Annotated in this window: 13 protein-coding genes and 1 pseudogene; 4 read left to right on the plus strand and 10 right to left on the minus strand. The window is 62.9% G+C overall.

What is annotated here, in order from left to right; translation table 11 throughout:
* Positions 1 to 414: 414 nt before the first annotated feature.
* Positions 415 to 720: a hypothetical protein gene (locus tag AC1DF3_RS35690; protein ID WP_478142620.1), complete on the minus strand. Its 306-nt coding sequence runs from the start codon at positions 718 to 720 to the stop codon at positions 415 to 417.
* 192 nt (positions 721 to 912) lie between these two features.
* Here AC1DF3_RS35690 and AC1DF3_RS35695 point away from each other — a divergent pair, with 192 nt between their 5' ends.
* The gene (locus AC1DF3_RS35695; protein WP_478142621.1) at positions 913 to 1,173 is read left to right on the plus strand and encodes a hypothetical protein; all 261 of its coding nucleotides are present in this window, start codon (positions 913 to 915) and stop codon (positions 1,171 to 1,173) included.
* A 3-nt stretch (positions 1,174 to 1,176) separates the two neighbouring features.
* Here the strand turns inward: AC1DF3_RS35695 and AC1DF3_RS35700 are convergent, their stop codons facing one another.
* From AC1DF3_RS35700 to AC1DF3_RS35710, 3 genes are all read right to left on the minus strand, one after another.
* Positions 1,177 to 2,526, minus strand: a complete 1,350-nt coding sequence (locus AC1DF3_RS35700; RefSeq protein ID WP_478142622.1) for a type II toxin-antitoxin system HipA family toxin — start codon at positions 2,524 to 2,526, stop codon at positions 1,177 to 1,179.
* A 4-nt stretch (positions 2,527 to 2,530) separates the two neighbouring features.
* A complete protein-coding gene (locus AC1DF3_RS35705) occupies positions 2,531 to 2,803 on the minus strand; it encodes a helix-turn-helix domain-containing protein (protein ID WP_478142623.1) in 273 nt (90 codons plus the stop codon).
* A 904-nt stretch (positions 2,804 to 3,707) separates the two neighbouring features.
* Positions 3,708 to 3,977: a GlsB/YeaQ/YmgE family stress response membrane protein gene (locus tag AC1DF3_RS35710; protein WP_478142624.1), complete on the minus strand. Its 270-nt coding sequence runs from the start codon at positions 3,975 to 3,977 to the stop codon at positions 3,708 to 3,710.
* Between the two features lie 356 nt (positions 3,978 to 4,333).
* Here AC1DF3_RS35710 and AC1DF3_RS35715 point away from each other — a divergent pair, with 356 nt between their 5' ends.
* Positions 4,334 to 4,687: a DUF2934 domain-containing protein gene (locus tag AC1DF3_RS35715; RefSeq protein ID WP_478142625.1), complete on the plus strand. Its 354-nt coding sequence runs from the start codon at positions 4,334 to 4,336 to the stop codon at positions 4,685 to 4,687.
* A 30-nt stretch (positions 4,688 to 4,717) separates the two neighbouring features.
* On the opposite strand, the gene AC1DF3_RS35720 is transcribed toward AC1DF3_RS35715, so the two are convergent.
* Positions 4,718 to 5,329 (minus strand): ParB-like protein, encoded by a 612-nt coding sequence (locus AC1DF3_RS35720; protein WP_478142626.1) that lies wholly within the window; start codon positions 5,327 to 5,329, stop codon positions 4,718 to 4,720.
* A gap of 980 nt (positions 5,330 to 6,309) precedes the next feature.
* Between AC1DF3_RS35720 and AC1DF3_RS35725 the strand changes: the two genes are divergently transcribed.
* Positions 6,310 to 6,594, plus strand: coding sequence for a hypothetical protein (locus AC1DF3_RS35725; protein WP_478142627.1), 285 nt, complete (start codon positions 6,310 to 6,312; stop codon positions 6,592 to 6,594).
* Positions 6,595 to 6,787: 193 nt separating this feature from the next.
* Here AC1DF3_RS35725 and AC1DF3_RS35730 read toward each other — a convergent pair whose 3' ends face one another.
* From AC1DF3_RS35730 to AC1DF3_RS35750, 5 genes are all read right to left on the minus strand, one after another.
* Complete coding sequence (locus AC1DF3_RS35730) at positions 6,788 to 7,111, minus strand: hypothetical protein (protein ID WP_478142628.1); 324 nt, start codon at positions 7,109 to 7,111, stop codon at positions 6,788 to 6,790.
* Positions 7,111 to 7,920, minus strand: a complete 810-nt coding sequence (locus AC1DF3_RS35735) for an SHOCT domain-containing protein (RefSeq protein WP_478142629.1) — start codon at positions 7,918 to 7,920, stop codon at positions 7,111 to 7,113. The genes AC1DF3_RS35730 and AC1DF3_RS35735 overlap by 1 nt, the downstream gene beginning before the upstream one ends.
* Positions 7,921 to 8,831: 911 nt before the next feature.
* A complete protein-coding gene (locus AC1DF3_RS35740; protein WP_478142630.1) occupies positions 8,832 to 9,191 on the minus strand; it encodes a hypothetical protein in 360 nt (119 codons plus the stop codon).
* Positions 9,178 to 9,564, minus strand: a complete 387-nt coding sequence (locus tag AC1DF3_RS35745; RefSeq protein ID WP_478142631.1) for a phage holin family protein — start codon at positions 9,562 to 9,564, stop codon at positions 9,178 to 9,180. Before AC1DF3_RS35745 ends, AC1DF3_RS35740 begins: the two co-directional genes overlap by 14 nt.
* Before the next feature lie 568 nt (positions 9,565 to 10,132).
* Entirely contained in the window at positions 10,133 to 10,345 is a 213-nt protein-coding gene (locus AC1DF3_RS35750; protein WP_478142632.1) for a DUF3606 domain-containing protein, read from the minus strand.
* A 399-nt stretch (positions 10,346 to 10,744) separates the two neighbouring features.
* Here AC1DF3_RS35750 and AC1DF3_RS35755 point away from each other — a divergent pair.
* Positions 10,745 to 11,031, plus strand: a pseudogene (locus AC1DF3_RS35755) (DUF2950 family protein).
* Positions 11,032 to 11,261 lie beyond the last annotated feature (230 nt).

The raw sequence follows: 11,261 nt of genomic DNA on the forward strand, positions 1-11,261 counted from the left end.
CGCGGCCTCCGCGGCCTCGTCGCGCCAAGGCCGTCAGCTCTCGTTGAACAGCGGCATCCAGTTCGATCTTCGGGGCAATGCGCATGGCTGCGACCTCCATCGAGGTCGGAGTGTGCCGCATCTATTAAGTTCCACTATTTCGAGCGCACTGCACTAGGCGGCCTTCTGGAATGTCGATTTTCAGCCTAGCCAGTCGCTCAGCCCGACCGTGGTGGGCACCACGCAGCGAATAGGGGGGACGTTCGCTTGATTCGGCGTAGGGAGTCCCTTGCGGCCAAGTACGCCGCGATCTCCTTCTCACTCATGACTCGCCTGGCGCGGGCGCTTGCGGATCCGCGGTACCGGCCCCCATCTCGTGACAGTGTGGAGCTCAATCCCGAAGACATGGTCAACTCCTTTCGTGAAACAGCGTTTTTATGATCCGTCGCGGCGACGTGATGGGCTAATCGCCCCACGCGCGCGCTCCGCCGCGATTTGCAGCCAGCTGACTCGGACGGGGTCTTTTTGCCGGCGTACCTCCGGATAGTGAAACCGAAGAAGCTCGGCTTTCCCCTTTTCAGTGATCGCAAGGACCCTGGCGCCCCGCTCCGGCGGCTCGTCGACCAGCGCGAGCACTAGACCGGCCTGGCGAAGAATCCTGACGGCGTTCACGTCGTCTGCCGCGGTAAACGACTTCGGCAGGGGCGAGGCAGCGATCTGCCTCAAGACTTCAATTGACATAGCGCCTCCTCATTGCTTTGGCGCAAAAAATATAGTGGTTCCACGACCGGTCTCAAGTCGGCAAATAGCAATCTCGCTGTCGGTTCCAGTCTGACAGAGGACCTCGCCCGCAGCCGCAAGAAATGCGAAAAATTGCCGGAGAGCGCCGAGGATCGAGCCTGGTCCCAGGAGGGTTGGACGTACCATCCTCTGGTGATCACCGAGACCGTCGCCTTTGTCTATGGGCCCGAGGACTTCGTCGTCAACGACGCTCGGATCCTGCGCGCCGTGCGCACACCCGGCGTGGAGGGAACGGCCGTCTTTGGGCGGACAGGCAAGGGCTGGGCGCGATTGGTCGTGACGATTACCGGCGAACCCGAGCCGATCCGCATCGCCCGCGCCAGCCTGCCGCTGGAAGCCCAAGCTCTGAGCGGCGATCCACCAAAAGCGATCAGGCCCCGACCGAAGATGTGAGCGTCAGTTCGAGATCATGCGGGAAGCTGCCTGAAGCCCGCTGAGGATTTGTTCGGCCAAAGATTCCGGAAAATCCTTCGGCAACTGCGCTCGCACCTGATGAATCACCTGCGGCGTGCGCTTCACCAAGTCGTCGATCACCAAAGCCGAGCCGCGTCCGTCCGGGGTCGTCACCCCGTGCCGCTCACCGACAGCCAGCCAGTGTCGGCGCAGGATTTCGCGCATCTTCCAGTGCGCATTCTTGGAGCGGATCGCCATAGCCATCTTGGCCTTGAAAGGGGACAGCTTCCCCGGTCCATCGCCGAGGATCGGGTAGGCCGACAGCACGTCGTACAGTGGCGTGAGCTGGTATCGGCCCCCAGGCCGCAGAAACAGGCTGAAGTTCTTCGCGTGCCCATCGGTGGCGCAGAGCATCCAGAAGAGCACTTGCGCCTGGAAAAAGATCCGCCTGTCATCTTCGCGGGACATCGACCCATCCAGCACCTCCATGATGCTGTCAATGCCCGGGCCACCGTCCGCCTCGTACTTTGCATACGGTGACACCCCCTTGGCCTGACACATATCCTCCTGAGGAAGTCGGATGAGCCGCATGTCGCCTGCGGGGCTTTTCCACGAGCTGCGGTCGAAGCGCTCCACCGCCAAGACCTTCACGTCCTCGAACTCCAGCGGCTCGCAAGCGGCCACCGGAAGGCCGTAGGCCTTCAGGATCAAGGAACAGAGCCACTCGTTTTCGACTGAGCCGCTCATGTCGTACTTCATCCCGCCAACCAGGCCCAGTGGGAGCTTGAAGATGTGCGTTGTGGGCGTGTCCCCGTGGGGCATGCACCATCTGCCATCGAAACGCAGGAGTGCAGTTTTCTCCTGGGCGCCCGCGATCGAAATCCGGAACGTGTCGTCATCGTCGCCAAGACTTTGGAGAGCAGGCGACACGGTGTTGCGCAACACCTGCGCGACCATGCTCTCATCCAAAGGTGAGGCCTGCACTGGCCCCACGCCTGCCGGGACTTCGCCGTTCGGAAGAATCTGCAATGCGCCTACACAGTCGCGTCCAATCTCGGCGAGCAGCCGGAAGGCCTCGGTCGACTTGGTCTGATACCGCCTCGCGATCCTGGCTCGAATGTCGTCGCTGTCGGGCAGCAGATTTTCGAAGTAGTTTCGAACTCGGTCGCCGCGATGGGGCGCACCACCCGGCATGAAGGGGAGGGACAGTGACAGGGGGCGGCCCTGCTTCGCAACGGCCCATTCCGCGTCGTACTCCAGGACGTCGCCTGTCTGAGGTTGGATGCGCCAGGTGCCTACGCGGGCCCCATTCATCCAGAGGCCGAGCGCTTGGGTATGAGAACGGCGACCCATGGGCTTACCAGATCGGAGTGGAGTCGCCGGCGCTGGCCGACTGGGGAGCTGCGGGTGCTTCGTCCTTGCGCAGTACCAGCTCAACACCCAAGATGTTCAGCAGCTTCATCATGCGGGCAGCGCTGACCTTCTCCGCGTTCCGCTCCAGTGCGGACATCGTCTGCTGGGTCACCCCCAGTCGAACGGCGGCCTCGGCCTGGGTCATGCCGGTCTGCTTGCGAAACGCCTGGAGGAGGCCGGGCAACTGCTCCGGCGTGCGAACGACGAAGTCAGGCATACAATTTTTGAGCTGTTTTTTGCGATTACAAACTATAGGCTGTTTTTCAGAAATACGCAACACAGTTTGTTTTTCGAGTTTACAGCCTCCAGTTTGTACTGCATCGCAAGTGGGTAGCGGCCCAAAGTGGGATGGCCGCGACTCACCGTGTCTTGCGCGATGCATTCGTAACATCCTGACCGACGAAGATTGCTTCGCCGATGCGCTCAACGCAGTCTTTCATGCCACAGTCGGTGGACGCGATCCGGCCCGCGGCGAGGGGTGCGTCAGAAGGGCACCTTTTCGGCCTCGCATCAAGCCGATCTCGCTCCCGCGCACGAGTTCGAAGTGCCGCACACCCAAGGGCATGCCCTTCATATCGGCTGCGGCCGCCGGTGCGACTGGAGTCGTGGAAGGCGGAGTGTCGCCCGTCAGGGGCGCAGCGAGATCTGGGGACGCAACGCGCAGAGAACGGTCATCAGCCCTCTTCGATGCATCTGGCGCGCTCGCCGCGGGCTACAGCGTGGTCACCTACGACCTGCAGACCGGGGGCGACATCAACAGCCATGGCTTGAGCATGTCTGCGAATGGCAGGTTCGCGCCGGCGGGTCCGACCAGTCCATCACATTCTGCAACAGGCAACGCGCTGGGTCGATGACCCTATTGGCAATGGTGAGGCCCTGTTGATCCTCGACGAAAACTTCTGACCAAGCCCAGTTCACCGCGAACGTTACGCCCGGGGGACAACATGGGGCAGGCGAGCAGCGTTCTGAGGTTGAAGCCGGGCCGAGCATCTCCCCAAGACATCCGCCAACGCACGGAATTGCCAGCCGTCGGCGTTGACGTGCATTGCCGAGCAGTCCGCCTGCGAGACGCCAGATTCTGCGGGCTCGCCCCCCGGCGAATGTCAAGCAAACTATGGACGCTATCTGGCGCTGCCCCGGCGGACCAGATTCACGATCGCCAGGAGGATGATGGCACCGATGAGGGAGGCCACCAGCCCCCGGACGCTGAAGTCGTTCTGATTGACGGTGCCGGATCCCAACAGGGGCGCAATCACCCAGCCGCCGATCATGGAGCCCACGACGCCAACCACAACGTTAAGAATCAAACCTTGCTGGGCGTCCGTTTTCATGATCAGGCTGGCCAACCAGCCAATGATCCCGCCGACGATGAGCCAGATAATGATGTTCATGTGCGACTCCTAGGAAAAAGCAGAGCGTCTGCTCTGCCGACTTGCTCTTCTATAGGACAACGCCGCCTGCCAGGGGCAGAGTGCATCTAAAGTGGCAGATCGCGGCCCCATCGGAGGGTTGAGGATGTCATGACAGCTTCGACTGACGTGCCTTCGCAGCTGAGGGCTTGACCGGCGGCTGAAATGGTCACGGAATCGCAGAGCCCTACGTTCGACCATCACAAAAACCAGAGCGATGGGCGCGGGACACGCCCTACATTCACGTGCGCGCCCCACGGATTGCACGGCACCCGAATGGAGGCTTTCATCGCGTGGATACCGCAGTCGCGGCGATCTCTCTTTCGTCAGGAGCCATCATGAAGACGCAGAACCAGCAGAACGGCATCGAGTCGGAACGGGAGGCCGTCAAGCGAAACATGGAGCGAGCCACCGAGACTGCGCCGGCAGAGTTTCGAGACGAGGCCAACGAAAGCAAGGTCGTGTCGATCGGCGAGGATGTGACGAACCGGCCAATCCATGGCATCGACCCGAAGGTTGATCCATCACGGTCAGGGGCGGCGCGCGTTGACGACGATCACGAAGCCCGTATCCGGGCTGCCGCATATGCCGCGTGGGAGCGGCGAGGCCGACAGGCTGGTCACGAGCTGGACGACTGGCTTGAGGCAGAGCGGTCGCTCGATCCGGGGTCCCATACATCGCGCACCGAATAGTCAACTCGCAGTGATTCCGAACCACCACTGTCAAACGTGGCCCGGCCAACCGGGTAGATGCGAGCTCTTTTTCGAACGGGCCAATGCCAGAGCTTGGCGCAGCGCCTTCTGGGGCGCATCGTCCATCAGCTTTCTCGGAATGGCGCCGCGAAAATGGTTGGCCCACAGGAATTCGAGGAAGGGCGCGTCGGACTTCGCAAAACCGCCGGCGTCGCGCACTTCACCCGCCAAGCTTCGATACGGGTCGTTCCTGAGTTCCTCGAAGTTGCTCGGAATCTTCTCGAACCCGCAACGCTTGCCATCTTCATCGTACGGATGCACCCAGCTGTAGTGGTCCATGAAGATCCAGAAGTCCTCGAGCTTCAGTCGTGACAAGTCCTTCACCACGCCGACCAGCACACTCTCGGATTTTTCTTTGACCAATGCGGCCGCAGTGTGATGGTGATCAATGATGTAGAACGACTTCTTCGGTCCCTTGAGCACGGGGAAGAGTTGGTGGCGCATGGCCATTCGCCTGCGTTTGGCATCGAGCTTGTTCCATGAATCGCGCTTCTTTTCGACCTCCTTGAAGCCGACGGTCATCTGTGTCGGTCGAAGCAGCCTGAGTTCAACTTCCTTGAGCTTGGAATCGATGCTGTACATGGAACGCGCCCCCCGTGAGAAGAGCCCGAAATGATCGCGCTGTGCACGGGCCCCACATCGTAGGAGATGGCCGTGTTCGAAATCATCCAATTGGTGTTCGGTGAAGGCACGGATCTCGCCTGGAGCACTGTCCTCGCCAAGGGATAGCCGTTTGCCCCGCTTGCTTCTGCCATCGGCAGAAAGGGTAGCCTGTTCAGGCGCCGCGCTGCAGGTCTTTCGCGAATCCAGCCTATCCGGGTGAGAGCTCCATGGTGAGGACAGCGCATCTGCGGCTGCCGGCTGCCAATTGACCGCGAGGTCCGGTGCCGAAGGCGGCCGCGGTGAGCACTTCTTGACTTCGGAATTGAGCACGCATGCAGGCCCGACAGGGCCGAATACAGTGGAGGAGAGCACCTGCCCCGTCACTGAGGCATTGGGTGCAGGGCCGCCGCCTTTCCTCCTTACGCCGGCCCGTGGCTGTCAAAGGTCGCGTTGACATTAGTCGCCAGCAGCTGCACCCATTCCCGATTTAACGAGGGGATGTCGTCCGGGTTTCGGCTCGTCTTCTCTTCTTGTCGGACAGTTCGGGTGGCCTGGGCTTCCGCCCACGCTGAGCGGCGCCGATCCGGGCTTAGCAGAGTGATCGCGGGCCAATACCCGGGCGGATCCCGGCCAATCCCAGGCGGATTGCATGGCCGATACTGAGCCTACGAGGCCGCGCACTCACGCAGGGCTGTTCGGCGCCGGCCGCAAGAATCAACTGGCCGAATGATGGACGTCACTCCGCTCCACCTCGAGCTGAAACTCCCGCGCGCTTAGGACTCGCCCATGAGGCGCGCCGTGCGGGGCTCGTCTGTAGGTGGACGCCGATTGCACACCGTCCTCCGTCAGAGGATGATTGTTCAGCGCCGTAGTCAAAGCCAAACCGCCACAACGCAGAGCGGCTGTAGGAGCTTGATGCCGCTCGTGATCGACCCCAACACTAATGATGGGACAGCCGTATGAACCTTCTGAGTGTCGACCTTTACCAGAGCGCCACCGATCCGGAGAAGTTTCTGGCGCTCCCGGCCGGAGTGGACCCCACTGAGGTCTTGGGTCCCATGGTCTTTGACAAGGATTACGCTGAAGTCGTGCGTTACCGCGAGGCCTTCGACCCGGCCCAGGCGTACGCGGGCGTCAACGCGGCCAAGATCGCTGCAGACATCTTGACCGCGAAATGGGCCATGTTTAGCCGCACCACCCCGGCCAGCGCACAGTCGCACTCCGTCACCGCGACCGGCGCGTGAGGACCATCAGGCGGCCAGCAGGATCACCGTCGATCGCCCCCATTTGCACGGCGCGCATGACGTCCTCATGGATATTCGGCGGCGCTGGACGTAGAGCTCTCCATCTGTGCCTTGACAGCCTGCACTCTATGGCCTGCCGTGTCGACAGCCTAGCGGGCGCGCGCCTTTGAAATCGGCCCCAAGGCGGCGACGGTCATGAAGTCGACACTTTCCGCAAGGCACCAAGCCGCACCTCGCCATGCTGGCTGGTGAACACCGGGGCTGCGTTGTTGCTGCTGCCCTGACTTTGCCGAACGCCGGAAATTGCATGGTCGCCGGTCTCATACTGCGCGACTTGGCCATCGCGTTCGACAACCAATCGGCGCTGCTCCGGAAAGTAGGCATAGCGCCATCCATGTTGCGAGCCGCTGCTTCCTGGCGACCCCAGTCCGGCGGGCCACCACCCCGAAGTCGGGGCCTTCATCGGCTCCATGGGCTCCATCGGTTTCATGGGTTTCATCGGCTTCAGCGGCTCCATCAAAGCCTCCCCAGCAGTTCGGTCTTCTTCGCCACGAATTCGGCCTCGGTGATCACGCCTCGCTCATGAAGCGCGGCGAGCTTTTCGATGGTGTCTAAGAGCTCATTGCGGGGCAGGACTGCCAGATTCGCGGCCGGCTCGGCGGCGAGAGCCTCAGGGGGCCTCGTTGCATGTGCAGGGGCCGGAGCATTGGCCGGCGTATCGACGCGCAGAAGATCCCCGAGGGAAACGGGCCCGCGCTGGCTGGCGAAGCTCAGGGACGTTGCGCGGTCCTGCTGCTGCGAGACGGCGCCGATCAGATGATCGCCCGTGTCGTAGAGCTCGACCCGCCCGTCCCGACGGATGGCGAGACGCCGCTGCCCGGGAAAGAAGGCGTAGCCGATGCCGTTCTGCGCCCCGCTGCTGGCAGGCGAGTGCAGCCCCTCGGGCCACCACTCCGTCGCAGCGGGCCCGCACCTGGGCGCCCTCGCCGCGTGCCATTCTGGATGTGCGTCGTAGAGGCGACTCAGGTCTTCGCAAAGGGCTGCAACCCGCCCCAGGAGGGCCGCGTTGAACATGTCTCCGATGATGAGCATTCCGCCCCGCATCCACTGCCCCGGACCACCGAATTCCGGGTGATCGAACTGGCCCCTCACGCCCTGACCCAGCGCCATGGCGCGCCACAGGGCCTGCGCGGCGTCGAGGCCGAATCCTTGGCGGGTGGCCGCGCCCTCCAGGGCGCCCAGGAGCGCCTCCGGGAGGGGCATGTCTGGTTCGACGCCGCGCAGCGAGAAGCTGGTGGCTTGAGACTGTTGAGACTGCATCTGCATGGGAGGGACCCTACCCAAACGCCATCGCTCGCTTGTCAGTCGAGCGCCCGGGTCGGGGTCGGAAGTCACTTGACCCGGCACACGTAGCCCAACCGGGTTCGCAAAGAAAGAGCAGCCCTTTCAGTCCGCTCGTCAAGTTGCGCCAGGCGTTCGCCCGACGCGATCCGAGTCGGCGGGTCGCTCAGACACTGCCGCCAGGCGTCGCGCGTCGGGCGTCGCGTGCCTCCTACATTCCCCGTCCAACCCGGACCCCCGCGCGCCGTGCGCCAGTCGCGGCCTAGCTCCGGTTCAACTTCGTCGAACGGGCGGTCGACGTTCTAGCCGCCGGCGCTGCGCTCTCGGTTCCCTCCTCCCTGCGCAGGCTTGGAACCCACCATTCAACCGCCGCCGATACCCGAGACGATCTTTCCGGTCCCGTCGCATTCGAAAGGGTGTGTGCTCTCCCATTCCGCCTGGTGCACGACGCAGTACTGTGCAGTGGCTGCACCAGGAGCCGGGCGAAGGGGATCGGCTGGTCGCATTGCTGGCAGATGCCGAAGCGGCCCTCGCGAATGCGGTCCCGTGCTCTGTCGATCTGGCGCAGTTCCTACTGATTGCGAAGCAGCTGCACGTGGTCCAGTCCTTCGATGAACCGCTGGTTTGCCATGTCGACGGAGTCGTAGACCTCTCGGTCCCGGGTGGTGGTCGATGCAATCCCGAGTCCTTGTTGCCGTGTACTTCAGCGCGCAACGCGGAATCGCGTCGCGAAAGCCGCCCCACTGGCGAGCCTACGGCTACCAGACGGTTCGCTTTCAGAAAATCAAGATGCCGGACGCTTCTCGGGACGGCGTTTGTGGGAGCGCATGCGCAGTTCGCGTAGGTGACGTCGCAATGGGCAGGTGCCGTGCCATGCCGCGAACGAAAAAGGTGCCTTAAGGCACCAGCGTGCTCGGCGCTGCAGGCTCGGGGGACGCTAGCGTCTTGATAAGCAGTCCGGCGAGCGTCGCCGCCACGAGCAGTCGCCAAGGCATGAGAAGCACTAGCAGCGCGCCCGTAACCGCGCCGCCCGCGACGAGACGGTCGGGGTGGACCTGGGCGTAGCGTTCTAACCATGGTGGCGCGAGCCGCAATCGGTATGGGGAACCTGCAGCTGTCGATAACGGCGTCAAAGGCTCGATGCGCTCCTCGACGGGGCCTTCGAGTACTTCCCTGTAGCCCATGGCAGCGAGCAATTCAGCGCGTGACAGCGCGAGTTTCATCTTGGCGGTCAGGGGTCCTTCATTGTCGGTCATTCGCTGCCTCCGTGCGAACATGGCGAAGCAGGTCGAGGTCGGCTTCGACTTGTTCCCGGACCTCCTCGGCTTTTGGCTGCACCGTCGCGCGGACGGCGGTTACCGCGCAGGCGATGAAGATGAGCCAGGCGAGGCCTGGCACCGCGATCAATGCCCAGTGAAATCGTTCAACCACGGCCAGCATGACCGCGGTGGCGCTAAGTCCCAGCGCCAGCAGGAGCGATACGCCTGCCCCCAACCCGGCCGCTGCCTTGCGCACCAGGGCGCGCTTTGCCTGCGCGAACTCCGCACCAATGAGTTCGGCATGGTTCGACAAGTGCCTCGCCAGCAGGTCAGGCCGCCGCAGGATTACCGAGAAGATCGGGTGAGCCATGTGCGAGAGGCTGTCGACTCGCGCGCCTATAGGTGGTGGTTTGTCTGCGCAAAGTGATGTAGGCAAAAGCAGCGGTGTAGCGCACGGCCTGCATGCCCGCTTCTATCGCGTTTTTCCCTGTTCGATAGCCGCGATCGAAGCCCGTCTTCCAGACTCTCCACGGAGGTGAATCCTATGACCAGCAAGACCCGGGAAGACCGGGTCGCCCCCGGGGGGGCGTCGCCCGGACAGTGAACTCGACGTCACCCGGGACCAACTCGAAGCCGCTGTGCGCGCGGTCAGAGACCGGGCCGCGGATGTCGAATTGCACCCGAAGCGCAGCCGAGTCTCGACGAAAGCGGACAAGACGCTCAGCTGGGAAACGAGGAACGCAATGAATGAGCGCTTGTGCGTAGCAGCCCCTCCTGCAGACTCACCGGGACAGCTCGGCGGCGCTTTGACCGCGCCTCGTCCGGCAGCGCTGCAACTGCGTAGCGCAAGAAGCAAAGTGATTCGGCGCGACCGGCGCATCTGAAAGAATGCATCGGTGTTCACCGGAGACGCCTGTCGCACTTGGATTGCGGAGGCATCAGCGGGGTCGGCCCCACCTCCACTGCGCGGGGCTGTCGTGGATTCCGAGGTATTTTTTGACCTGCGCTAGACCGGGGCCAGCGGCCGCCACTGCGGCGCGAAGGTGCCCTTCACCGACTTTGAGTTCGCGCAACCAGTACCGTAGTTCATAGACATCGTTCAGATCGACGCGCGCGAGGTCTTGAGGAACGAATTCGAATTCTTTCGTCATGGCCAGGGCTCCTGAGATTGCGGAGGGCCGCGCGCGAACCGCTGGACGCGCGCGGCCGGTGGGAAGAGCAAACGACGTGCCACTGCTGCTTGCGAGGGAAAGTCAGCGGCTCGACGGGGGAGGGCGGAAAAGCTTGCTGCAAATCCAGGCAAGCGACCGGTCAGTTTGAAAATCGGACTCGCCGAGATCACTGAGCCAGACAAAAGTCCCGCAGCGGGACAACTGCGCTATTTCCGTGTCAGCAACAACTGTCCCAGTTTCCCAAGTCGAGTCGCGCATTCACGCAAAGGTTCAGCACAGGACAGGAGCTGGCACGTCAATCCGCTTCCGCGTGCAACAGCACGACTGGCCACCATGCAGGCGGTGCAGGCCTACTTCGACGCCCACGCACCCAAGTTCATGAGCTCACCGGGCAAGACGTTCTTGCCTGACGACGCGCAGGGCGGGAATCCTCTGGGACCGCAGTTCGGCGGCGAGAAGCCGGGCGAGGGGTATCACGGCTATCACTACAAGATCCTGGCGGCCCAGGGCAAGGATGCACCGGGTACGTCATCGGCAACCGCATGCCCGCCGGCTTCGCCCTGGTCGCCTGGCCGATCCGGTACGGGGATATCGGCGTGACCACGGGATCGGGGAGCGGTGAATTCGCCTTGCCTCTCAAGCCCCACAGCCTCGATGAGCTGTAGGGGGCGGTGAGCGGCAAATGACCGAACGGGGTCCAGTGAGCCCTGCATAGCGAGACGCAATTCAAATTCGGTTCAGGTTTCCAGAGGATAGAGAGCCGGCCGCGCAAATCTGAACACGCCGCAAAGTGGATAGGCTGCTCCCATGGGCGAGGACAGAGCCCGGATGACAGGAGCAGACGACATGAGCAAAAGACCCCGCCGCAATCACTCAGCGGCATTCAAGGCCAAGG

The sequence above is a fragment of the Variovorax sp. 10N432 genome, from assembly GCF_056394465.1.

Coding starts and splice junctions, on each gene's coding strand:
- AC1DF3_RS35690 (WP_478142620.1), bottom strand. CDS start 720: ATGTCAATTGAAGTCTTGAGGCAGATCGCTGCCTCGCCCCTGCCGAAG.
- AC1DF3_RS35700 (WP_478142622.1), bottom strand. CDS start 2,526: ATGGGTCGCCGTTCTCATACCCAAGCGCTCGGCCTCTGGATGAATGGG.
- AC1DF3_RS35705 (WP_478142623.1), bottom strand. CDS start 2,803: ATGCCTGACTTCGTCGTTCGCACGCCGGAGCAGTTGCCCGGCCTCCTC.
- AC1DF3_RS35710 (WP_478142624.1), bottom strand. CDS start 3,977: ATGAACATCATTATCTGGCTCATCGTCGGCGGGATCATTGGCTGGTTG.
- AC1DF3_RS35715 (WP_478142625.1), top strand. CDS start 4,334: ATGAAGACGCAGAACCAGCAGAACGGCATCGAGTCGGAACGGGAGGCC.
- AC1DF3_RS35720 (WP_478142626.1), bottom strand. CDS start 5,329: ATGTACAGCATCGATTCCAAGCTCAAGGAAGTTGAACTCAGGCTGCTT.
- AC1DF3_RS35725 (WP_478142627.1), top strand. CDS start 6,310: ATGAACCTTCTGAGTGTCGACCTTTACCAGAGCGCCACCGATCCGGAG.
- AC1DF3_RS35730 (WP_478142628.1), bottom strand. CDS start 7,111: ATGGAGCCGCTGAAGCCGATGAAACCCATGAAACCGATGGAGCCCATG.
- AC1DF3_RS35735 (WP_478142629.1), bottom strand. CDS start 7,920: ATGCAGATGCAGTCTCAACAGTCTCAAGCCACCAGCTTCTCGCTGCGC.
- AC1DF3_RS35740 (WP_478142630.1), bottom strand. CDS start 9,191: ATGACCGACAATGAAGGACCCCTGACCGCCAAGATGAAACTCGCGCTG.
- AC1DF3_RS35745 (WP_478142631.1), bottom strand. CDS start 9,564: ATGGCTCACCCGATCTTCTCGGTAATCCTGCGGCGGCCTGACCTGCTG.
- AC1DF3_RS35750 (WP_478142632.1), bottom strand. CDS start 10,345: ATGACGAAAGAATTCGAATTCGTTCCTCAAGACCTCGCGCGCGTCGAT.